Annotated in this window: 8 protein-coding genes; 1 reads left to right on the top strand and 7 read right to left on the bottom strand. The window is 72.3% G+C overall.

The window, feature by feature from the left end; all coding sequences use genetic code 11:
- Positions 1–6 precede the first annotated feature (6 nt).
- From ABTX78_RS19980 to ABTX78_RS19950, 7 genes are all read right to left on the bottom strand, one after another.
- A complete protein-coding gene (locus ABTX78_RS19980; protein WP_352208103.1) occupies positions 7–1,698 on the bottom strand; it encodes an acyl-CoA dehydrogenase family protein in 1,692 nt (563 codons plus the stop codon).
- Positions 1,695–3,326 (bottom strand): PfaD family polyunsaturated fatty acid/polyketide biosynthesis protein, encoded by a 1,632-nt coding sequence (locus ABTX78_RS19975; protein WP_352208102.1) that lies wholly within the window; start codon positions 3,324–3,326, stop codon positions 1,695–1,697. Before ABTX78_RS19975 ends, ABTX78_RS19980 begins: the two co-directional genes overlap by 4 nt.
- Positions 3,327–3,366: 40 nt before the next feature.
- A complete protein-coding gene (locus tag ABTX78_RS19970) occupies positions 3,367–10,923 on the bottom strand; it encodes a beta-ketoacyl synthase N-terminal-like domain-containing protein (protein ID WP_352208101.1) in 7,557 nt (2,518 codons plus the stop codon).
- Between the two features lie 102 nt (positions 10,924–11,025).
- A complete protein-coding gene (locus ABTX78_RS19965) occupies positions 11,026–18,189 on the bottom strand; it encodes an SDR family NAD(P)-dependent oxidoreductase (RefSeq protein ID WP_352208100.1) in 7,164 nt (2,387 codons plus the stop codon).
- Positions 18,190–18,517: 328 nt separating this feature from the next.
- On the bottom strand, positions 18,518–18,784 hold the full coding sequence (locus ABTX78_RS19960) for an acyl carrier protein (protein WP_352208099.1): 267 nt from the start codon (positions 18,782–18,784) through the stop codon (positions 18,518–18,520).
- 326 nt (positions 18,785–19,110) lie between these two features.
- Positions 19,111–21,036, bottom strand: a complete 1,926-nt coding sequence (locus tag ABTX78_RS19955) for a BTAD domain-containing putative transcriptional regulator (RefSeq protein ID WP_352208098.1) — start codon at positions 21,034–21,036, stop codon at positions 19,111–19,113.
- Positions 21,037–21,229: 193 nt separating this feature from the next.
- Positions 21,230–22,780: an MFS transporter gene (locus ABTX78_RS19950; RefSeq protein WP_352208097.1), complete on the bottom strand. Its 1,551-nt coding sequence runs from the start codon at positions 22,778–22,780 to the stop codon at positions 21,230–21,232.
- A 248-nt stretch (positions 22,781–23,028) separates the two neighbouring features.
- Here ABTX78_RS19950 and ABTX78_RS19945 point away from each other — a divergent pair, with 248 nt between their 5' ends.
- Positions 23,029–23,718 carry a TetR/AcrR family transcriptional regulator gene (locus ABTX78_RS19945; RefSeq protein WP_352208096.1) on the top strand — a complete coding sequence of 230 codons (690 nt, stop codon included), beginning with the start codon at positions 23,029–23,031 and terminating at the stop codon, positions 23,716–23,718.
- The last annotated feature ends 317 nt before the right edge of the window (positions 23,719–24,035 follow it).

Here is a 24,035-nt window from a genome sequence, read left to right as displayed (position 1 = left end):
GGACTCCTATCGGGTCGGCGCCAGCCGCACGGGCAGGGCGGTGAACAGCTGGTCGGTCTCCCGCAGCGTCGCGACGGCGTCGAGCGCCGGTGTCAGAACGGCCCCGTGCCGGCGGGGGTCGACACCGTCGGCACGGGCGAGGAGGTAGCCGAGCGTGGCGCCCAGCCAGCCGGCGGAGCCGGGTGTCGTGCCGTACAGCGACCGGTCGCGGTTGGCGTGCCACAGGTGGACGCAGGACGCGGCGGCGTGCAGCCAGGCGTACCGTTCGGCGGCGTCCACCAGGGCGTTGGGGTCGGCGCCGCGCTGCTGTGCGGCGCGCGTCAGCTCCCCGAGCCCGGCGACGGCCTGTGCCAACTGCCGCAGGAGGGTGCCGGTCTGTTCGTCCTCGACGATCTCGGCCACCGCCACGGCGGCGTCCGGGAGTCCGGCGAGGACCGGGTCGGCACCCCGGGCGAACATGTCGAGCCGGGCCGTCTCGTACGCGGGGAGGTCCGCGCCGAGGGTGTAGACGGCGGCCAGCGCCTCGGGATCCGGGGCGCTGCCGCCCTCGGTGAGGGTGGGCAACTGCCCCGCGTACGAGCGCAGATTGGCGAGCGTGCTGGAGTCGATCACGCGGACCACGCCGGAGTCCCGCTGGAGTTTCTGGAAGAGTCCGGCACCGCGTTCGCCCTCGCGCAGGACCGAGCGGGTCGCGAGCACCGTGCCGCAGCGGCGGATCAGTTCGTCGCAGGACTCGGCCACGACGTGCTTGGCGGCCGGCGCCCAGACGCTGAACACCTCGGGCAGGACGTGGACGCCTCGCGCCGCGGTCAGCGCCACCACGTCCGCCGCCAGCAGCGCGGCCGCGGCGACCGCCAGATCACGGCGGGGGTGCGGCGACTCGGTGAGGACCGTGCGGCCGACCTTGCGGACGGAGGCGAAGTCCAGCGCGAGGCGTACGGCGCTGTCGGCGATGCCGAGACTGCCGGCCATGCTCATCAGGCGTACCGCCTGCTGTGCCTTGACCGCGGCCTCCAGGCCCTCGCCCAGCCGTCCGACGAGAGCGCCGTCCGGCACGCGCAGCCCGGTGAAGCGCATCCGGGCGAGGTCGATACCGCGCATCCCACCGGTACGTACGGCGGGAACCCGCTCCAACTGGCCCTCGGGCACCTCCGCCAGGTCCAGCAGCACCGCCGAGAAGGCGGCGGGACCGCGGCCGCCGGTGCGGGCGACCACATAGACCGCCTCGCAGCGCATACCCAGGCCGACCATCCACTTCTCGCCGTCCAGCACCCCGTCCGACAGGCTGACGTCGCCGGACAGCAGATCGCTGCCGTGCCCGGCCTCGGTGAGCGCGAAGGCCACCGCGCCGCCGCGGCACAGGATCTCCGCGGCCCGGCGCTGCTGATCGGCGGTGCCGTGCAGCTGAAGGCAGGTCGCGGCGATGATGCTGAACATCGTGCCGGGCATGATGTTGACGTCCCGGCGGGCCGCGGAGCGCACCAGGGTGAGGCTTCGGTCGAAGGACTCGAACGTGCCGCCCCACTCCTTGGGGAGGTAGTTCAGATGGAACCCGGCGCCGACGAGCGCGTCGCACAGAGCGGTGGGGAACTCGTCCCGCTCGTCGCGCTCGACCGCCGCGGTGAAGCCGTGCGGGTTGGTGTCGTCCCCGGGATCGCCGAGCAGCTCCTCCAGCTGCTCCGGGGTCAGCGGGCTCATCGCATGCCCGCCGGCGAGTCGTGGACCGGGGTCTCCAGCGGGACCGGGCGGTAGTCGCCGGCCGTGGCGGGGATGTGCACCCCGGAGCTGCGCAGCTGGGCCAGCCGGGTGTGGAACGCGGCGCCGAGCATCAGGTGGTGGGCGACGTCGGCGACTCGGCGGTTGCCCGGTGTCTTCAGATAGCTGCCGGTCACCCAGTCGTTGAAGCTGCCCATCGCCGGGCCGCACCAGATCTGGTAGTCCATCGCCCGGTCCGTGTCACCGGTGACCGCCCAGCGCGAGGACATGCCCAGGTACCAGCGGAAGACGAGCGCCATGCGGCGCTTGGGGTTGCCGGCCGCGCGGGCGAGCTGCTCCGGGTCACGCCGCTCGAAGTAGCCGACGCACTCCTGCCACACGTCGTCCAACGGGCGCCGGAAGACCTGCTGTTCGAGCTTGGCGCGGTCGGCGGCGGGGATGGACTCGATGCCGTCGTGGGCCTGGTAGAGCTGGTAGAGCTTCTTGGCCCGCATCGGGAAGAGGGTGCCCTTCTTCAGCACCTGGAGGTCCACGCCCATCTCGAACATGTCCGCCGCGGGGGCCATCTCGCAGTCGGCGATGCCCGCCTCGGCGAGCATCGCCTTGGAGGCCGTGGACGCGCCGGACTCCAGGCAGGACTGGTTCACCGACCCGGTCACCACATAGGCGGCGCCCATCGCGAAGGCGGCCGCCACCGCGACGGGGGTGCCGAGGCCGCCGCCGGCCCCGACCCGGATCGGCACGGTGTAGCGGTGCTCCCGCTGGACCGTGTCGCGCAGCCGCAGGATCGTCGGCAGCAGAGCGGGCAACGGCCGGCGGTCGGTGTGGCCGCCCGAGTCGGCCTCCACCGTGATGTCGTCGGCCAGCGGCACATGGTGGGCGAGGGCGGCCTGGTCATGGGTGATCAGCCCCTGGTCCAGCAGGGCGCTGACGAGGGTGGCCGGGGCGGGACGCATGAACCGCTCGGCCGTCTCGGACCGGGAGATCTTGGCGATCAGCCGGTTGGCGGCGACGACCGTGCCATCCGCCTCGCGGTACAGCCCCGCGAGCCGGTAGCGCACGACGTGCGGGGTGAGGTCCATGTAGGCGGACGCCTCCACGCACCGCACCCCGTGCCGCAGGAACAGTTCGACGGCCTCCCGCTCCAGACGGTCCTCGCTGGGGCTGTGGATGAGGTTGACCGCGTACGGCAGTCCCGGGATCTCGGCGGCGAACCGGCCGAGCGCCTTCTCGATCGTGCCGGGCAGCAGCCCGGCCGCGCCGTAGGAGGCGAGGAAGCCCTCCCGGGCGAGGGCGACGACCATGTCGGCCGACGCGATGCCGCCGGCCATGGCGCCGGCCATGTACGGCTGGTGCACACCGTGCGCGGCCAGGAAGGCGGCCGACCCCAGCCGCCGCGGCGGCAGCGGCTGGGCGGCGGCGAGCAGCGGCAGCCCGGCGGTGCCGCCTCCGGAGGTCACGGCGCCGCCGGAGACGGCACCGATCCCTTCCGGGGTGACGACGATGAAACAGGGCTGGTCGAGATCGGCCAGGGCGTTGTAGATCCCCGCCGGGTCCGTGCTGGGGTACCGCTCTCCGGACCACCGGAGAGGGGTGTCGCGAATATTCATGGGGAACGAAGCTCCTTGGGCTGAGCGCGGGTGCGGGCCGTCAGGCCCCGACGGGACGGACCTCGATGGCCACGTCGGTGAGTTCGTAGATGCGCAGGCCCGGCTTCGACAGATCCGCGTCGGCGATGACCAGCAGCCGGTCCGCCTCGCGCCGGACCTCCTTGATGTGCACGTCGAACCGGAGCTCCTTGTCGTGCCGCAGAATCTGGCCGCGGTACTTCCAGGCCGTCTCCACGTCGGTGGCCATCGCGAAGCGGGGCTGCTCCATGCCCTCGGCGAGGTTCTGCTCGATGACGAACAGCCGCATGGCCTGGAGGATCGCCTCGACGCCGAGCGATCCGGGCATCACCGGGTCGCGGTGGAAGTGGCAGTCGAAGTACCACTCGTCGGGTCGGATGGCGCGGTGGCCGTGCAGATAGCCCTGGCCGTGCCGGCCGCCGTCGGTGACGAGGTCGACCCGGTCCACGAGCGCGAACTGCCCGCCCGGCAGGTGCAGATGACCACCGTTGGGGTCACTGAACGCCGGTGCGCCCTCGGGGAGTTCGATACGGCGGACCCGCGAGGGGTCCGGCTTCTCGGTCTCGATCCAGGGCGCGACGTACGTGCCGTTGTCGAGTCCGACCTGGTTGGCGAGGGCCGCGTCGCTGAAGTAGCCGAACAGCGACTCGCCGACGTAGAACACCTCGCCGTCGGCGGAGAGTTCGTAGCTGAAGTTCTGGAGCACCGCGCCGGAGACCGCGCTCGTCATCAGCAGCCTGGAGTGGTGGCGGATGGTCTTGCCCCGCAGATCGATGTCCTTGACCAGGGTCGCCTTGCCGTCGAGGTTGCGGATCGCGTACTGCTCCTCGGGGCGTTCGAGCGTGGCGCCGAGGTAGTAGCCGAGGAAGATCGCGGCCTGGAGCGAGGTCTCCATGTAGACCGCGTTCGGCATGTGCGGGTAGGAGTTCTGCTCGTAGTACCAGGCGTCCGCCGGGGAGTCGTACTCGGTCACCATCTCCGAGCCGGGGCTGCGCAGATCACCGCGGGTGCCCTTCAGGGACATCACACGGTCGACGAACTGGAAGGCGCCGTTCGGGATGTACGGCGCGCGGCTGTCGCGGTAGACCTCGAACTCCGGGCCCATCGCGATGTCCAGATGCCCCTTGGCCGCATGCGCCAGGTGCATCTCGTTGATCATGGCGGCTTCGCCGTTCCTGTTGCGGCGGCCGAGGAACTGCGGGATGCCGCCCGCCTCGGGGCGGTAGGGCGAGCCGTCCTTCTCGCGGACCTGGAGTCCGAGGCCCTTCATCCGGATGACCGGCTTGTCGCCCAGGTAGATGAGGACGTCGGCGATGACCGTGGCACGAGGCAGGAGCGTGAGCTCCATGACCTCGACCTCGTAGCGGATCTCCTCGTGGGCCTGGGTGATCTGGCCGCGGACCTGCACCTCGATCGGGACGTCGGTCACGCACTGGAAGCGCGCGTCCGGCAGCGTCAGATGCATGCCCTGGTGCATCAGATAGATCTGGAGCAGTTGCACCGCACCCTCGGCGACGAGCGAGCCGGCCAGGACGTGGTCGTCCGGGAAGTGGCAGGTGAAGTACCAGGCGTCCGGCGTGAGGCGCTTGGTCGCGCTGAGGGTGCCGAGACCGCGCGGGCCGCCCTTGCGGTCGATGGTGACCTCGTCGACCATGCGCAGCTTGGCGTCGGGGAGCCGGATCGCGGGGTTGATCCCGGGGTCCTGGGCGTGGTCCGGGCCGAAGACGTCGCCGGGGCGGCCCTGCGCCAGCACCTCCAGGTCCTCGGGGGTCAGATGGTTCTTCTCGGTGTACGCGAGGGGCTTGAAGTACCCCCGGGGCAGTGCCGCGCGCGCCGCCTTCTCCTTCTCGGTCATGACGACGCCGAGCGGGGTGTCGAGCTCCTGCTTGCTGAAGAACCCGGCGCAGGCGTCGTGGAGTTCGAGGATCAGCTCCCCGTCGGCGTAGCACTGGTAGCTGAAGAAGAAGAGCGTGGTGTCGCCCTGGTGCACGAAGCGGTCGATGGAGATGTCGTAGCGCAGCGTCTGGCCGACCTGCGGCAGGTTGCCGCGGAAGATCAGCGTGCTGTCGAGGAGCCGGTAGACGCGCTCGCCCTTGTTGCGGAAGTCGATGCCGAGGTAGCTGACGAGCAGCAGGTCGCACTGGCCGGCCTCGACGGTCACGGCCGGCGGGACGCCTCCGTCGACGGCGTACCAGGCGTCCTCGGGGACGTCGTACTCCGTGGTGATGGTCGCGGGCTTGAACTCCCCGGTGGTGCCGCTGAGTTCGGTGACACGGGTGACGAAGTGGTACGGCGGTGCGGGCAGCCGCACCCGCTTGGCGTACCCGTCGATGACGCCGAACTCGGGCCCGAAGACCTTGGCGACGGAACCGACGGCGAACTCCAGGAGGTCCGCCTCGTCCCAGATCACGCCCTCCTTGACCTCGCGGTCTTCGGCGGCGGCCGGTATCTCGCTCTCCGGGGCGGCCGGAGCCCGAGCCGGGGCGGGCGGGCCTTGTGCCGGGGCGGGCGGCAGGGCCGCGGGCTCGGTCCGGGGAGCGGGTGCGACGGCCGGCGGGGTGGCCGCCTGAGGCACGGAGGCCGGGGCGGCGACTCCGTCGAGCAGCGCCTCCACGCGGGAGAGCGTGGCCCCCTGGAGGATGCGCTGGGTCTCCATCACCACCGAGTGGGTGGCGACCATCTGCTGCCGGATCTCACGGACCAGGTCGGCGGCGGGAGTCGGCGATTCGGTGGCCACGGCGTCCGCCGCGGCCGTCGTCGCCGTCGTCGCCGCCGTGGCGCCGGACGGCGGGACGCTGGCGACGGGGGCGGGTGCGGCGGGCGCGGGCACGGCTTCGGCGGCCGGCGCGACGGCCTCCGACTCCCCGGGCGCGGGCGCCCAGGGAAGGAAGGAGATCGGGGTGCCGTCGAAGGCGATGACCTCCGCGTCAGCGAGAGTCGGATCGGCAGGCATGACGGGGTCCTCCGGCGGTACGGACGGAACGGGCGCGGACGGTACGGCGGGACGCGGCGTACCGGGCCCGGCGGGAGCGCCGGGGGTGGTCGCGGCTGCGGGCGGGACGGAAGGCGCGGCACCGGAGTGCGCCGGAGCGCCGGGCGCGGAGAGGGCGGCCGGGGCCGTGGAGGTGCTCACGGACGCGGTGGCGGCCAGAGGTGAGCCGGTGGCCGGCGTCGCGGCACCGGGATGCGCGCCGGCGGTCGACGCGACCGGAACCGGCGTGATGTGCGCGGCGGTCGACGGCGTCCGGTGCGCGGCAGTGGTTTCGCTGGGCGCGGCCGCCGAGGCGCCGGGCGCCGTGGCCGCGATCCCGCGGGCCACACGGGCCGGGACCGGGTCTCCGCCCCCCACCCGGAACCGCGTCGAACGCGCCGAGCGGGCCGCCGTGTCCGCGGTGCCCAGCAGGGGCGTCAGATCCAGTTCCAGACCGTTGCCGACGAGCCGCGCCACGAGCTGTGCCACCGACTTCGTCGCCGGCACACCGCGGCGGTCCACCGACACCGAGACGTGCTCGGCGTCGCCGAGCGTGTCACGGACCCAGCGCGAACAGGTCGAGCCGGGGCCGACCTCGATGAAGTAGCGGAAGCCCCGGTCGTGCGCGTCGCGCACCAGACGGGCGAAGTCGATCGTGGAGCGCAGCGTCCAGGCGATGCGCCGGGCGATCTCCGCCCGGTCCAGCGCGGGCAACGCCTCGTAGTCGTAGGCGCTGAACAGCTCCAGATCACCGAACGAGCCCGTCGGGTAGTCGTTCAGCCCCGCCAGACCGTCCAGTTCGGCGTCCACGACCGGGCAGTGCATGACCACGTTGACCGGCGAGCGGGCGGCCGGGCAGCCGAGTTCCTTCACCAGAGCGCGGCACTGGACCGGGTCACCGGCGATGACCAGTTCGGCCGGGGTGTTGATGTGGGTGAGGTGGACGCGGTCGTAGCGGGGCAGTACCGCGCGTACCGCATCCGCGTCGGTGAGCAGCACATGGCTGGCCCACAGCGACTCGTCCGCGGCGTCGGCGGGTACGTCCCACAGCTCGCGCACGGTACGCCGCGGGCCGCACAGCCGGTCCTGGAAGATCGGTGTGTTGCTGATCAGGTCGTCGCGACGGCCGCCGAGCTGCCAGCCGCCGGTGGCGAACAGCATGCTCGACTCGCCGAGGCTGTAGCCGAACGCGCCGTGTGCCCTGACGCCGAGGAGGTCGCGGACCAGATCGGTGTGCAGGATCGCGAAGTTGGTGCCGGTGGCGAGCATGAACGGCACGTCGTCGCCGAGCCCCGCCTCCAGCGCCATCAGCTCGCGCCGTCCCACCGCGACCTTGCTGCGCGGGTAGAGCGAGGTGGCGCGCAGCTGCCGCTCGGGCTCGTCCGCCTGCTCCTCGAACCGGTCGAGCAGGCTCGGGAAGGCTCGGAAGAAGTCCTGGCCGAGGCCCGGGTAGGAGTTGAACGCGCCCGGGTAGACCAGCGCGACCCTGCCGTCCGGTCCGATGGGCCGCGCGGTGAAGTAGCTGCCGGCCGGAGTGGCCCACTCCCCTCCCTTGGCGTGCACATCGGCCAGGTCCCGTACCGCGAGCTCCAGTTGGGCCCGCAGCTCGGCACGGTCCCGGCCGACGAGGACCGCACGCAGCTTCCTGCCCGGCAGTTCGCGGGCCGCCTCGCGGGCGAGGACGTACGGGTCGGCGACGGCCAGCAGTTCCAGGTGGTACTCGATCGTGGCGTGCAGCGCGTCGAACGAGTCGGCCGACAGCGCCAGGACGACGGGTCCGCCGGCCCGCTGCCAGTCGGACCGCGTGACGCCGCCGCGGGTGGCATCGGCGGAGAGCACGAGGTGGCCGTGCGCGCCGGAGGCTCCGATGAAGCTGACGGCCGCGTACCTGCGGGCGCCCTTGGTCCGCCGCATCCAGGGCCGGGAGGCGTCCGGGACGTAGAGCGCGGAAGCGGTGAAGTCCTCGGCCAGGTCGCCGGCCGGGCGGGTCCAGCCGCGGGTGCCGGGCAGATAGCCGTGGTGCAGACACAGCACGGAGCGGATGAGCCCGGCCATGGTGGCGGCGCAGCCGGCGTCGCCGATCTGGGCCTTGGCGCTGCCGAGGGCCACGTCCGCGCCGGCGGCCGGGTAGACGGCGGCCAGGGCGGCGATCTCGGCGCGGTCCTGGAGTTCGGTGCCGCCCGCGTGGGCCTCCAGGTAGCCGATGTCGCCGGCCGTGACGCCGGCGGCGGTGAGTGCTTCGCCGGCCGCCGCCGCGAGGGCCGCGGCGTCCGCCTCGGGCACCGCGCCGTCCACGGGCACGGCGTGCCGGATGGCGACGGCGTCCAGCCGCGCGTACGCGGGCCGCTCCCGCTCACCGGGCCGGGTGACGACGACCGCTCCCGCCCCCTCGCCGATCCGGCGGCCCCGGACGCCTTCGCCGAAGGTCAGTCCGGCCTCGGCGACGACATCGGGACGAAGCAGCAGGTTCTCCGCCGAGCCCGCGAGATCGACCGCTCCGACGAGGACCGCCTCGATGGTGGGGTCGAGCAGCAGCAGCCGGGCGACCTCCAGGGCCTCGGCGGTCCCGGAGCCGTCGGAGGAGACGGTGAAGGAAGGGCCGGTCAGGTTCCACAGCGAGGAGATACGGCTCGCCATGACGTTGCCGATGAAGCTGAGGACCTCGTTGGCGACGATGGGGTCGACCACCGCGTCCCGGCCCACCGCGCTGAACGCGGCGAGCTGCTCCTCGTCGACGGGGACACCGGCCCGCGCGAACTCCTCGCGGACGAAGGCGCCGAGGGTGCGGCGGGTGAGCCGCAGATGGGTCATGGGCTCGATCTCCATGCCCACGACCACCGCGATCCGGCGGGGCTCGGGCGCGCTGCTGCCCTTGGGCACATCGCGGCTGTAGCCGGCGTCCCGCAGCGCCTCGTCGGCCACCTTGGTCGCCAGCGCGTGCTGGAGGTTGTACGTCCGCAGGTCCGCCGGCGGGATCTTGAGGTCGACCGGATCGATGCCGAGGCCGTCGACGAACGCGCCGCTCGGCAGCGCGTCGGGCGAGACGCCGGTGGCGTCCTCCAGGGAGCCGCCGCGGGTCTGGTCCAGCCCGCGCCAGCGGCGTTCGGGCAGCGGGACCAGGGCGTCGCTGCCGTCGTGGACCGCACGCTCGAAGGCGTCGAGGGAGTCCAGGGAGCCGAAGTGGGCGCCGAGTCCGACGATGTCGAGCGCGGGCACGGACGCGGCCTCGTCCGTCTCGGTCGCGGCGGCAGCCGTGGCCGGCTCGGACAGCACCACGTGTGCGTTGGTGCCGCCGAAGCCGAACGCGGAGACCGCTGCCCGGCGCGGCCCGTCACCGCTCGGCCATTCCCGGCCGGTGCGGACGAGGGTCGCGTCGCCGACACGGCCGTCCTTGGAGGTGACGGGCCGCTCCACACCGATGGTCGGCGGGATGTGGCCGTCGCCCATCGCCAGGACGACCTTGAGCATGCTGCTCAGTCCGGCGACGGTGAGCAGATGGCCGATGTTGCCCTTCACGGATCCGATCAGCGGCACCCGGCCGGCGCCGCCGAAGAACTCCGCGACGGACTCGGCCTCGGTGGCGTCGCCGATGGGGGTGCCCGTGGCGTGGCACTCCAGGTAGTCGACGGTCGCCGGGTCGACCCCGGCCCGGGCGTACGCCAGCTCGTACGACTGGAGTTGGCCGCCGCCCTGCGGGACCAGCAGATGGCGTCCGCTGCCGTCGTTGGTCAGGCCGATGCCGTCCACGACGGCGTGGATGCGGTCGCCGTCGCGCAGCGCGTCCGCCAGCCGCTTGACGGCGACCATGCCGGCGCCCTGGCCGGTGAGGATGCCGCCGGACCGGTCGTCGAAGGGCTGGCTGAACCCGTCGCGGGGATAGGCCTGGAGATCGGAGAAGGACAGGTGGATCAGGGTCGGGTCGGGCGCGCAGACACCGCCCGCCAGCACCAGATCGGCCTGGCCGGCGGCGAGGTGGTCGCAGGCCAGCTTGAGTGCGTACAGCGCGGAGGAGCAGGCGGCGTCCAGGGCGTAGCGGGGACCGCCGAGCCCGAGCGCGCTCGCCGCCACCGATGCCGGTGAGCCGCTGACACGCAGGTCCTCGGGCCGCAGGCCGGCGTGGTCGATGCGCCGTTCCTCGTCGGCGAGGGCGCCGAGTGCCGGATGCCCGGCACGGCGCAGCCCCTCCAGGACGGCTTCCTGGACCAGCGGGACGCTGACCCCGGCGGAGGTCGGGGTGGGGAACGAGTAGTTGCCGAGGATCAGTCCGGTGCGTCCGAGGATCTCGGGGCTGTCGAGGTGACCGCTGTCCCGCAGGGCCTCCCTGGCCACGTGCAGGGACCAGTGGAAGATCCGGTCGAGGCCGGAGAGGTGACCGGCGTCGAGCAGGTAGCCGGACGGGTCGAAGGCGAAGTCGGTGATGAAGCCGCCGCGCGTGCAGTAGATGCCGTGCTGCGGGTCGGTGTCCCTGGCGTCGAGGGCGGGCCCGAAGACCTGCTCGCCCCCTTCCCGGCGGCTGTCCGCCCCGGCGCGGAGGTTCTGCCGGAACTCGGCAGGTGTCTCCGCTCCCGGGAACAGGCAGGAGAGGCCAACGATGGCGTACTTGCTCATGAGAGCTTTCGGGTCCCTTCTGAGGGGCGGGGCCGGCCCGGACGGGCACGGGTGTGCGCCGTCCGGGCCGACCCGATCGCTTGCGTCGGGTACGAAGCGGAATCAGCCGCTGATGAACTTGGCCGCCAACTGGGGGGCCGAGACCACGGATACGCCGTCGAAGCGGGTGAGCACCCGTCCGTCGGGTGTGCAGGCGGTGATGGTGAGCGAGGCGCCGGAGCCGTTGCCGCCGGTGGCGGCGGGCTCGACCACGATCACGAAGGGCTCGCCGTCGGGCAGCGGGTGGTGCAGGTCCACGCGGCCGACGGACAACGGCAGCCCCGCGGTGCCGCGGAACAGCCGCACCCAGACGAGGCCCGCCTGGAGCAGCAGGTCCGCCGTGCCGGGGGCGAAGCGGGAGCCGGCGAACGCGCCGCCGGCCGGGCGGTGTTCGGTCAGCGCGCACTCCAGGACCAGCCGGTTCACCGACGCGTCCTCGGCGAGCACCCGGCGTACGCCCCGCAGGGACGGGCCGTGGAAGAGCGTGCCGTCGCTGTAGAGCTCGGCGGCGTCGCGGCCGGTGCCGAGCGCGGGCAGTGCGCCGACCGTGCCCGCGGCGGGCGGGGCCTGCGGAGTGACGAGGGCCGCGTAGTGCGGTCGTGCGGCGCCCTGCGCGTCGACGGCGTGGATCGCGGTACGGACGTTGTCGCCGTCGGGGGTCATCGCCAGGCTGATGCGCTGCGGCCGGTCGGCGTCGAAGACGATGCCCTTGTGCACCGAGAAGTCGTGCACCTGGCGCACCTCGGTGCCGCCCGCGCGCTCCACCGCGCCGATCGCCCAGCCGAGGGCGACAACCGCCGGGAGGACGGGGGATTCGCCAATGACGTGGTCGGTGAGGATCTGCTCGGTCTCCAGCGCCGCCAGCGGGCGTTCGACGGTGACGGTGGCCGTGGTGGCGGTCCGCTCGGGCTCGGACAGGGGCGTCGTCGGGCCGAGCACCGTGACGACGTCACCGGCGCGCTCCGGGGCGAACTGCTCGGTGAACATCCGGGCTCCGGTGTCTACCGGGATCAGCGTGATGCCGCGCTCCTGGAAGACGGCCTTGACCTCCGGGGAGACCATCCCGCTGTCCCAGGCACCCCAGTTGAGGGAGGTGACACGGGCAGCGGGGTGGCGCTGCTTCCAGGACGACGCCCAGGCGTTGAGGACCTCGTTGGCCATGGCGTAGTCCGACTGGCCGCGGTTGCCGAAGAATCCGGCGACCGAGGAGAAGAGGACGACGTGCCGCAGGGTCTCGGGGTCGAGCGCGGCGGTCACGGTGCGCAGTCCGGTCAGCTTGGGTGCGAAGACCCGCTCGACCTCGGACGCCTTCTTGTTGGCGATGAGCTGGTCGGCGAGGACGCCGGCGCCGTGCACCAGACCCGTGATGCGGGCCTTGTGCGGGGCGAGCGCGGCGGCGGTCGCCTGCGGGTCGGTGATGTCCACGGCCAGGTACTCGGCCCGGCTGCCGGCGGCCTCGACGTCGGCGAGGGTCCTGCGGATCTCACGGGCGCCGATGACGGCCTGGTAGAGCTGCTCGACCCGCTTCGGGGTGGGCTTCTCCCCCGCGGACTTCAGGTGGGAGGCGGCGGCGGCCTTGAGAGCGGGCGCGTCGACACCCTGTGCCCAGGCGGGCTCCTCCTCCAGCGGGGTGCGGCCGAGGAGCAGCAGTCCGGGCCGGTGGCGCTTGGCCAGTTCGACGACGCAGGCGGCGGTGATGCCACGGCCGCCGCCGGTGACGACGAGCAGGTCCTCGGGGGTGAGCTGCGGCGCGGTCTCGGTGTCGGTGGCGGTCAGCGACTGCTCGGCGAGGGTGAGACCGACGCGGCGGGCGCCGTCGAGGCCGACCTGGACCGTGTCGGTGACCGCGTCCTCGACCTCGGTGAGGAGCAGCGTGGCTCCGGCGTCCGGGCTCAGCGCGGGGGCGATGTCGACGGCCCGGCAGAACAGCTCCGGGGCCTCCACCGCCAGGGTCTTGACGAGACCCGCGGCCCCGCCGGCGGGGGCGAGTTCCTCGGGGACTCCGCCGAGGCCGAAAGCGCCGTCGAGGCGGGTGACGGTGACGAAGGCGGCACGGCCGGAGGCGGCCGCGATGGTCAGCGGCTGGACGGCGTGCTTGGCGGCGAGCAGGGTGTGGGCGAGGCGGCGTACGCCCTCGGACCAGTCGGCACCCCGCGCGGCGGAGAGGTCGAGCACCAGGCTGATGCGGTCGGCGAGGATCTCCTCCATCTGCTCGGCCAGTTCGGTCACGCCCCAGCCGGACAGGGCGTGGTCCTTGACGCCGCTGATGCGCTCGGCGACACCCGGCAGACGCAGGACGTGCACATGGCGGCCCGACTCGATGAGCCGGTTCACCAGCGCCGGTGCGAGCTCGGCGCCGTCGTCGACGACGAGCGCGCCCGAGCCCTCGGCGTACGCGCCGACGAGCCGGTCGGGGGTGGGCAGATCGACGAGCGCGGCCTGCGCGCGGCCGATGCCGCCGCCGGGCTTGGCGGCCGCGGGCGTGTCGCCCGCGGGGGCGGCTGTCTGCGGGGCGGCGGGAGCCGTCTCAAAGGCGCCGCCGCTCATGAAGTCGACGATGTGACGCAGCGTACGAAGCTCGGCGAGCTGCTCGGGACCGGCGGAGATGCTCTCGCCGAACCGCTCCTGGAGCACACCCATGATCTCGACACGCTTGATGGAGTCAATGCCGAGATCGGCCTCGACGTCCATGTCCAGCTCCAGCATGTCCGCCGGGTAACCGGTCTTCTGACCGACGACCTCCAGCAGAACGGACTCGACACGCGCCGCGTCCGGACCGGCGGGAGCGGCGGCTGCGGGAGCGGGAGCCTGAGGTGCGGCACTGGCGCTCATGAAGTCGACGATGTGACGCAGCGTACGAAGCTCCGCCAACTGCTCGGGACCGGCGGAGATGCTCTCGCCGAACCGCTCCTGGAGCACACCCATGATCTCGACACGCTTGATGGAGTCAATGCCGAGATCGGCCTCGATGTCCATATCCAGCTCCAGCATGTCCGCCGGGTAACCGGTCTTCTGACCGACGACCTCCAGCAGAACGGACTCGACACGCGCCGCGTCCGGACCGGCCGGGGCTGCGGCTGCGGGAGCGGGAGCCTGAGGTGCGGCACTGGCGCTCATGAACTCCACGATGTGACGCAGCGTACGAAGCTCCGCCAACTGCTCGGGACCGGCCGATATCCCGCCCTCGAACCGCTCCTGGAGCACACCCATGATCTCGACACGCTTGATGGAATCGATGCCCAAGTCGGCCTCGATGTCCATATCCAGCTCCAGCATGTCCGCCGGATAGCCGGTCTTCTGACCGACGACCTCCAGCAGAGCCGCCTCCACCGTCGCGGCGTCCAGACCCGCAGGCGCGGAGGTGGCGGGCGCGGTCGCCTGCGGCGCCGCGTTGGCGCTCATGAACTCCACGATGTGACGCAGCGTACGAAGCTCCGCCAACTGCTCGGGACCGGCGGACATCCCGCCCTCGAACCGCTCCTGGAGCACACCCATGATCTCGACACGCTTGATGGAGTCAATGCCGAGATCGGCCTCGATGTCCATATCCAGCTCCAGCATGTCCGCCGGATAGCCGGTCTTCTGACCGACGACCTCCAGCAGAGCCGCCTCCACCGTCGCGGCGTCCAGACCCGCGGGCGCGGGGCCGGCCGCGACCGGTGCGTCGATGGCGGGCGGGGCGGCGATGGCGGGCGCGGTGGCCACCGGGGCCGCCGGCAGCGCCTGCGGTGCGGGCGCCAGGGGCCGGGCGGTGGCCGGGGCGGCGGCGAGTGCGGCCGGGACGGGTACCGCGGCCACCGGCTGCGCGACCGGCGCGGCCACGGCCGGCGCGGTCCGCTCCGCCGTGACGCGGCCCGCCGGGGCGGGCGCGGTGCCGAGTTCCAGGCCGGCCAGGTCGCGCAGGATCTCGTTGGCGCGCAGGTGGCTGCGGCCGATGTCGAGGCCGTGCTCCTTGACGGCGTTCACCCCGGCCAGTACCTGGCCGAGCTGACCCTGGTCGGCGGCGCGCTCCAGCAGACCGGTGAGGCGCTCGGCGCTCTGCAACTGGCCGTTGAGGTAGTCGTCGTGCAGGGCGAGATGGTCGGCCACCAGACCGGCCAGGCGATCACTGTCCACGTGGGCTGTCTCCATGACGGTGGGAGCGGGGGCGGGGGTGGGCGCCACCGCGGCCGCGGGCGCGGGAAGCACCGCCGTGGCGGTCGCGGCCGGGGCCGGGACCGGTGCGGAGGCGGCTGCCGGCCGTGCGGCGGGGGCGGACGCGGCTGCCGGCCGTGCGGCGGGCGTGGGGGCCGGGGGCTGGACCGTCACCGGGGCCGGTCGGGGCGTTGCGGCCACCGGTGACGGGGTCGGGGCCGCGGCGGGAGCCGGTACCGCGGGTGTCGCCGGGACGGCGATCCGGTAGCCGTTGTCGATCGCGTCGCGGTAGGCCGCCCTGCGCTCGGGCGAGACGTAGTTGATGCCGTTCAGCAGGATCGACATGCCCTTGGCGGGCACGTCGGCGACGGCCTCGGCGACATAGCGGTCGGTGGTGGCGAGCGGCAGTCCGAGGACGGCGAGCTGGGCGACGGCCTGCTTCAGCGCGACGTCCGCGTCCCGTCCGGGGCCGGCGTCGAGGCTGACCACGGTGTGCTCACGGTCGCCGAGGATGCGGCGCACGAGCTGGGTGAGGACGCTTTTCGGACCGAACTCCACGAAGACGCGGAACCCGGCGGCGTACATCTCCTCGACGCGGGCGGCGAAGTCCACCGGGTTGATCAGCTGTTCGGCGAGGACCGTGCGGTTGGCGTCGATGTCGTCGCCGTAGGCCGCGCCGCGGGTGTTGGCGAAGACGGTGCCGTTCGGCCGGCGGACCTCGACGCGCGCCACATCACCGCGGAAGGCGTCGACGGCGTGGCCGACGAACGGCGTGTGGAACGCGGCGGACACCGGCAGCCGACTGGCCCGCAGACCCGCTTCCTTGGCCGCGGCGACCAGGCGCTCGACCTCTTCGGTGGCGCCGCCGACCACGATCTGGTCGGCCGCGTTGCGGTTGCAGACGACCACGCTGGGGCGGTCGGCGAGGAGTTCGGCGACCCGCTCCTCGGGGGCGGAGACCGCGGCCATCGCGCCGGCGTCGAAGCCGGACTCCGGCGGCGGGGCCATGGCCTTGCCGCGGGCCCGGGCGAGGGCGAAGAAGGCGTCGTCGTCGAGGGCGCCGGAGGCCCACAGCGCGGTCAGTTCGCCGAAGCTGTGGCCGAGGAACCCTTCGGCACCGAAGCCGAGTTCGGACAGATAGCGGAACTGGCCGGCGGACAGGGCGCCGATCGCGGGCTGCGCGTACGCGGTGGCCTGGAGCGCGGTCTCCTGCGCGGCGCGCACATCGGCGCCGAACAGCGGCGGCGGGAACGCGACGCGGGACAGCGGCGCGGAACCCTCGAAGTGCACATTGGCGCGGTCGAAGGCGGCCCGCAGCGGCGGCAGCGCCATCACGGCGCTCTGGCCGAGGTTGACGTACTGGCTGCCCTGGCCGGCGAAGAGCGCGCCGACCTTGCCGGCCGGAGCGGCGCTGCGGCGGTAGTGGACTCCCTTGGGGTGCGACCAGGCGTCGGCGTCGGGCCGGGCGCGAAGTTCGCCGAGCGCCAGGTCGCGCAGGGACGTCAGTTCGTCCTCGCCGCGCGCGGCCAGCGCGACACGGGCGTGGCCCGCGGGGGCCGGGCCGCCGGTCGCGGGCACGCCGTCGGCGAGCAGTTCGGTGAGGGCGGCGGTGTCGGGCGCGTGCCATAGGTGCACCCGGGCGACGGGGTAGGTGACCCGCAGGTCGTCTCCGTCGCCGTGCTCCTCCAGCACCATGTGGAAGTTGGTGCCGCCGAAGCCGAAGGAGGAGATGGCGGCACGGCGCTTGGGGCGCTCGGGGTCGCGTATCCAGGGCCGCGCCTCGGTGTTGACGTAGAACGGCCCGGAGGCGAAGTCGATGGCGGGGTTCGGCTCGTCGACGTTGATGGTCGGCGGCAGGACCTTGTGGTGCAGCGAGAGCGCCAGCTTGATCAGGCCGGCCGCGCCCGCGGCCGCCTTGGTGTGCCCGATCTGGGACTTGACGCTGCCGACGGCCGCGTACTGCCGGCTGTCGTTGCCGTCGGAGACCACCGCGGACAGCGCGCTCAGCTCGGTCGCGTCGCCGACGGCGGTGCCGGTGCCGTGCGCCTCGAAGAGCTCGACGCTCGACGGCGTGCAGTCGGCGTCCTCGTACGCGCGGCGCAGGGCGACCATCTGGCCTTCCTTGCGCGGGGCGTAGATGGACTTGAACCGGCCGTCGCTGGAGGTGCCCATGCCGCGCAGCACCGCGTAGATCTGGTTGCCGTCGCGCTCGGCGTCGGCGAGGCGGCGCAGGGCCAGCATGCCGATGCCCTCACCGATGAGGGTGCCGTCGGCGTCCTTGTCGAACGGGCGGATGCGCCCGGACTTGGACAGCGCGGGCGTCTTGCTGAAGCACAGGTACATGAAGATGGTGTTCTCGGCGTCGCAGCCGCCCACCAGCATCGTGTCGGAGCGGCCTTCGAGCAGCTCGCTCACCGCGGTCCTGACCGCGCCGAGGGAGCTGGCGCAGGCGGCGTCGATGGTCATGTTGATGCCGCCGAGGTCGAGCCGGTTGGCGACCCGTCCGGCGACGACGTTGCCGAGCATGCCGGGGAAGGAGTTCTCCTCCCACGGGGCGTACGCGAGGCGGAACTTGGCGACGATCTCCTCGGCGTCCTTGTCGGAGAGACCGCAGCTGCGGACGACCTCCTTGAGAACCGGGCTCTGGAGCCGCGCGGTCAGCGGCTGGGTGAGCTGGTTGGCGCCGGTGATGCCGAGGACGACCCCGGTGCGGGAGGCGTCGTACCAGGGCTTGTCGGCCCCGGCGTCCTTCAGCAGGTCACGGGCGACCACCAAACTGAGCAGCTGGAGGACGTCGGTCACCTCGAGGGTGTTCGGCGGGAGGCCGAACTCCAGCGGGTTGAACGGGACGTCGGGGATGAAGCCGCCCCGCTTGGAGTACGTCTTGTCGGGCACCGAGGGGTCGGGGTCGTAGTGCTCGTCGACGTCCCAGTGTCCGGCGGGCACGTCGTCGATGCAGTCGGCGGCCGAGACGACGTTCGCCCAGAAGTCCCGCAGATTGCTGGACTTGGGGTAGAGCGCGGAGAGGCCGACGATGGCGATGGGGTCCCGGGCGAGCCGACGGTCGAGGTCGGATTCCTGCGAAGAGTTCACGGCAAGTCTCTCTGGATCTGGGCGAACAGGGACTTCGGTCTCGGCGCCCCGGCTCCCGGTCCGTGTGGGACCGAGGCGGTCGGCGGCCGCCCTCGGGGCGGCGGACCGGATCGGCTACTGTCGCGGCGGTGGGCGGGCGGCCGGCGCCGTACCGGAGTCGCCTGGTGCGATGTGGGAGGCAAGGCCGTCGGTGGCGGGGTTCCGCTCCGGCCGAACGGCACGTTCTCGGTGCCTCGTCGGGCCTTGCCGGGCACCAGCGGTACGGAACCGGCTGGTCGCGCTCGCCTGGCCGCACCGTCCGGCAGTGGCCGTCCGGTGCGCCGTGGCGCTACGCCGCGGCGGTGCGCTTCTCGCTCTCCTCGGCGATGTGTGCGGCGAGGGCCTCGATGGTGGGGTGGTACCAGAGGGCCGTCGTTCCGAGCTCGAAGCCCAGCCAGTTCTCCATCTCACCGGCGATGATCAGCGCCTGGGTGCTGTCGAGGTCGAGCTCGTCGAAGTACTGGTCGGGCGGAACCTCTGTCGCCGCCACACCCAGGCGCTGGGCGATCTCCTCGATCAGCCATTTCTGGGCTTCTTCGGCCGTCACGTTCGCCATTTCCCATCCTCTCCAAACGGCTTATTGCATGCCTTCGGGGAATGTTCGGCATTTCCCCGTAAGGGCGCCTCGCACATCGAGGCGCCTAAGAATCATCAGCATTGGCCGGATCGGCCGCCAATCGGGACTTGCCCGCGATCGTGACCCTAGGTGGGCCCCTCTGCCGGGGCAACCGAACTCCGCTGCCGCAAACGCCGATTTACGTGCGGTTAATCGGCCTGTCAACCTGCGGCCCGCGGAATTCCTGCGCTGAGCTGCGATGATTCCTTCGGAGCGGACGGGACGGAATTTCCTGTCAGCCTGGCGTAAGGCTGTCAGCGCTCATGTCAGCCGTTGCCGCCGGCTGTCAGCGGCTTTGTTCGTACGGCTCGGCCGCGGTGGGCGCGCAGCGGGTAGAGGTTGTCCGCCTCACCGCCGCGGCCGAGTTCGGAGACGAGTGCGCGGATGGAGACGTGCGGCGTCGCCGCGAGCCGGGCGACGGCCATGCGCAGCTCCAGCGGATATTGCCCGCAGACGGCGGCCAGTTCCTGGGTGGCCTCGGGTTCCGCCGCCGTGCGTTCCGGACCGAGATACGTCTCGATCAGCTCGTACGCCTCGGTGGCGGACAGGACGTCGAGGGCCATGGTCATGGCGCCCTCGCGTGTCACCAGGTCGATGAGGGGTGCCCGGCTGGTGACGAGCACGACATTGCCCGGTGTCCCGGGCAGCAGGCAGCGGACCTGGGCGGCGTCCGCCGCGTCGTCGAGCACGACGAGGAAGCGGCGGCCGGCGAGCAGGCTGCGGAAGAGGGCGGACGCCTCCTCCGGGTTGTCCGGAATCCACTCGTCGGGCACGCCGAGGGAGCGCAGGAACCGGGTGAGCACGGTGCTCGGGTTCACCGGCCGCTCCGACGGGTCGGCGCTGCCCTGCAGGTCGGCGTACAACTGCCCGTCGGGGAACTCGTCGTGGCGCTGGTGGGCCCACCGGACGGCCAGTGCGGTCTTCCCGATCTCGGAGGGACCGTGGATGGCCGCGATACCGACCGCCGCGTATCCCTTGTGCCGCTGTGCCAGCAGCCCGTCGAGGGCGGCCAGTTGCTGCTGTCTGCCGGTGAAGGGGGCGATCACCGGGGGAAGCTGTGCGGGCGGGGCGAGGCTGCGGGGACGGGCGGAGGAGGGCGGCGGGGTGCGGGCCGCGGGCGGCCCGTTCCAGGAGTGGTCGGGCGCGCCGTACCGTTCGCCCGGTGCGGGGCCGGCGGCCTCGGGGCGGTTCTCGGCGCCGTCCTGGACGAGGATGCTGTTGCGTGCCTGCCAGATCTCCTCGCTCGGCTCCACGCCGAGTTCCTTCTTGAGCCGCATCCTCAGGTCGGTGAACAGGCGCAGGGCCGCCGCACGGCGGCCGGAACCGGCGAGTGCCAGCATGATCCGGGCCTGCAGCGACTCGTGCAGCGGTTCCTCGTACGAGGCGACCCTGAGGTACTCGACGGCGAACGCGGAGCGGTTCAGCCGCAGCGCGAGATCGGCGAACTCGATGGCCACGTCGATGTGGCGCTGGGCCACCCTGACCACGGAGGGGTGGTGCCAGAGCTGGGGCAGGTCCTGGAGCAGCCGGCCCTGCCAGCAGCGCAGGGCCTGGCGGTAGAGGTCGAGCGCGGCGGACGGGTCGTCCGTCGCGGTCCGGGCGGCCAGGGCGGCGTGCTCCTCGAACCGGGTGAGGTCCAGTCGCACTCCGCCGCTGTTGAAGATGTATCCGCCGCGGACGGTGCTGATCCTGCGGGTGGTGCCGCCGTGGCCCGGGCCGGGCTCGATGATGCGGCGCAGCCGGGCGACGTAGGTGTGCACCAACTGCGGGTAGGCGGGCGGCGCCTCGCCGTTCCACAGGACGTCGGCGATCTCTTCGTGGCTGACGATCTGGTCGGGCTGCACGGCCAGCAGGCCGAGCAGGGCGCGCTGTTTGAGCGGCATGGACACGGGCTCGTCGGCGCTCAGGACGGTGAGCGGTCCGAGCAGCCGTATCTCCTGGGCGAATGCGGGCGGTTCGGCAGGGGTGCTGATATCGGGGGCGTCGTCCGGAGCCGCGGCCTCATATCCGACGACCTCGGCCATACGGGCCAGGGTCTCGTGCCGCGGATTCTTCACGTGCCCGCGTTCAATGTGACGGACGGTTCGTACGCTGATGGCGGCGCGTCTGGCCACCTCGTCCTGCGTTAATCCTGCCTTGATGCGCGCGGCACGCAGTCCGGAACCCCGTACAATCCTCAACCATCCCCCCACCCTTCAAGCAGGTATAGACAAAACCGGCGCCAAAAGCACCGACCTACGCTCCGCTCGCAATCACTCTATTGCGAAAAATTCACGGAAGCGATCATTCCGATTTAGGAATTCGTCAAGGCCGACCTACCGACCGGACGGTCATCCGTTTTCCGGGGCCCGCGCGCGGTTGGCCGCGGGCCCCGGAAAACGGTTCTCACACGGGCCGGAGCGAACCCTCCGCCGCCGCCTTCGGGCGGTCGTCGTCGTCCGGTACCGCGGTGTCGTGGTGTTCGGGAGAGCGGCGCACCAGCAGCAGGACCAGCACCCCGGCCAGCAGGGCGGCGAGCCCGCTCACCAGGAAGACCTGGTCGAGTCCCGCGGCGTACGCGTCCTCGACGGCCCGCGCGCCCGCGGCCTGCGCCTGGGCGGGCAGTTCGGCGACCACACTCGCCGACCTTCCGCCGGTGACCAGTTCGGCCGCCGCGTCGGAATCGGCGAACGAGCCGTTGTCGGCCAGCTTCCGTCCGATCGCGCCGGACAGGATGGCGCCGACCACCGGGATGCCGACGGCGAAGCCCAGCTGCCGGAACGTGTTCGCCGCTCCGCCCGCCATGCCCGCCCGGCTCGCCGGCGCGGCGGCCAGCGCGGCCGAGGCGAGGATCGGCGAGGCGATACCGACACCGATACCCGTCAGCAGCATGCCGGGCAGCAGCGCCGTCCAGCCGGAGGTGCCGGTGAGCAGCATCTCCAGCAGCGTGCCGGCGCCGATCAGCAGCAGACCGGCGCCGATCGGCCACTGGGGCGGGACGTTCGCGAGAAAGCGGCCGGCAAGGCCCGCCGCCACGAAGGACATTCCGCTGAGCGGCATCAGGATCAGTCCGGCCTTCACCGGGCTAAGCTCCAGGACCGACTGCGCCCAGACGGAGACGAACACCAGATTGGCGAAGGCGGCCGCGCTGAAGACGACCGCGCCCGCCATCAGTCCGCCGAACGACGGTGTCCGCAGCAGTTTCAGATCGAGCATCGGATCGCGCCGGCCGCGTTCGACCAGGACGAAGGCGATCAACGCGACCACCGTGCCGCCGAACAGCGCGAGTGTGATGTCCGCGCCCCAGCCGTCCTCGCCCGCACGGATCAGGGCGAAGATCAACAGGGTGGAGGCCAGGGTGAAGCCGACCGTGCCCGGGATGTCGACCCTGCGGTCGGTCCTGATGGACGAGCCCGTCAGGTACTTGTGGCCGACGATCAGGGCGATGGCCGCGACGGGCAGGTTGACCAGGAAGATCCACCGCCAGTTCAGATGCTCGGTGAGCAGGCCGCCCAGTATCGGGCCGGCCGCGGCGGCGGCACCGTTGACGGCGCCCCACAGACCGAAGGCGATGCCCCGGTCCTTGCCGCGGTAATTGCTCGCCAGCAGCGCGGTGTTGGTGGCGAACATCGCGGCCGCACCGAGGCCCTGGACACCGCGCGCGGCGATCAGCATGCCACTGCTGTCCGCGAGCCCGCAGGCGAGGGACGCCAGGGCGAACACGGCCAGGCCGGCGAGGTAGACCCGGCGGGCGCCGGTGTGGTCGGACAGCGAACCGATCGCCATCAGCAGTGCGGCGAGCGCCAGAACGTAGATGTCGACCACCCATTGCAGGGCGGAGAACGACGCGTCGAGTGAGTCGGTCATCTGGGGCAGCGCCACGCTGACGATGGTCACATCGATCAACAGCATGAAGGTGCCTAAGCAGACCGCCAGCAGCGGCATCCATTTGCGCATGACGCGGAGCCTCTCAGGGAGCGAGCCGAAATGCGGACAATTGCGCCGGTCGGCAGGTCGGGTCGGCCGGCGGCCCGAGCGAGCGGGGCACGCCTCGACCAGCGCCGTGAGCGGCGGTATCGGCAGCGGGCAGGTCTGTTCGGGCACCTCTTAGACAGTGGCTAATAGGTTAGGCTGACTCTATGCCCTGCGGGTCGCCGGGCGTCAAGTCGCTCCGGCCACTTCCCCTCAGCGTTAGGTTTCTCGTCATGTCTGAGTCAGCGCCGCGCCGTCGCTCACGCGCCTCGGCGGGCCTGCCGCCGATCACGGCGGAGAAGATCATCGACGCGGCCGTCGAACTGACCGCGGAACGCGGCCTCGACGGCTGGTCGATCCGGCAGATCGCCACCAAGCTGGACGTCTGGCCCGGTGTGGTCGCCCATCACGTGGGTGACCGGGAAGCGGTCGTCATGGCGGTCACGGACCAGGTGATCGGCCGTATACCGGTACCGGATCCGGATGTTCCGTGGCGCGACTGGTTCAGCTCGCTCACCTTCGACGGGCGCGAGGTCCTGAAGCAGTACCCGGGTGTGGCGCGGCGGCTGGTCGTGGTGGGGCCGAACGTGCCGTCCGCGCTGCCGACGATCGACACCGGCATCAAGGTGCTCCTGCTCGCGGGGTTCGGCGACCACGCGACGGAGATCTACCGCTATCTGCTGAACAGCGCGTTCATGCTGGTGGCGGTGGAGGACGACCGCGACAGCTTCTTCCCGAGCGCACGGGCGGACATGGGCCGCACGATGGCCGCGTTCGCGGCGGACCCGACCCGCCCGGGCCTCGCGGCGGCGGGCGCGCAGGCGGTGGCCCGGAGCAAGGACCCGGGGGCGCAGGACCTCGCGTTCTTCCGGCTGACGGTGGAGAGGTCGCTGGACGGGGCGGAGGCGTTGCTGAAGGGGTGAGCGGAGGGTGGGGCGGGAGTGGGGGTCCGGGGGTTGCGGCACCCGGGCTTGCGCCTCGGGCTCGCGGTCCGGTGCGGGGGCCTTGTTCGGCCGCGCGTCGCCGTGTGTGCCGCACGGCCTGCGGCCGCATCCTCAAACGCCGGACGGGCTGGAATGAGTGCCCCGCAGGACCCGGCGCAGGAGTGAGTGGCGCGCCGTCGTTCGACTGAGCCCCCGCGTGTGCCGCACGGCCTGCGGCCGCATCCTCAAACGCCGGACGGGCTGGAATGAGTGCCCCGCAGGACCCGGCGCAGGAGTGAGTGGCGCGCCGTCGTTCG

Origin of the sequence: Streptomyces sp. NPDC096193, from assembly GCF_040302905.1 — a bacterium.
In the GTDB taxonomy this organism is placed as follows: Bacteria; Actinomycetota; Actinomycetes; order Streptomycetales; family Streptomycetaceae; genus Streptomyces.
Note: the sequence above shows the minus strand (reverse complement) of the source record. Positions and strands in the feature narration are given on the sequence as shown.

Excerpts from the sequence above, each read along its gene's own strand:
- ABTX78_RS19975 (WP_352208102.1), bottom strand. The coding sequence starts at position 3,326 with ATGAATATTCGCGACACCCCTCTCCGGTGGTCCGGAGAGCGGTACCCC.
- ABTX78_RS19960 (WP_352208099.1), bottom strand. The coding sequence starts at position 18,784 with ATGGCGAACGTGACGGCCGAAGAAGCCCAGAAATGGCTGATCGAGGAG.
- ABTX78_RS19950 (WP_352208097.1), bottom strand. The coding sequence starts at position 22,780 with ATGCGCAAATGGATGCCGCTGCTGGCGGTCTGCTTAGGCACCTTCATG.
- ABTX78_RS19945 (WP_352208096.1), top strand. The coding sequence starts at position 23,029 with ATGTCTGAGTCAGCGCCGCGCCGTCGCTCACGCGCCTCGGCGGGCCTG.
- ABTX78_RS19980 (WP_352208103.1), bottom strand. The coding sequence starts at position 1,698 with ATGAGCCCGCTGACCCCGGAGCAGCTGGAGGAGCTGCTCGGCGATCCC.
- ABTX78_RS19970 (WP_352208101.1), bottom strand. The coding sequence starts at position 10,923 with ATGAGCAAGTACGCCATCGTTGGCCTCTCCTGCCTGTTCCCGGGAGCG.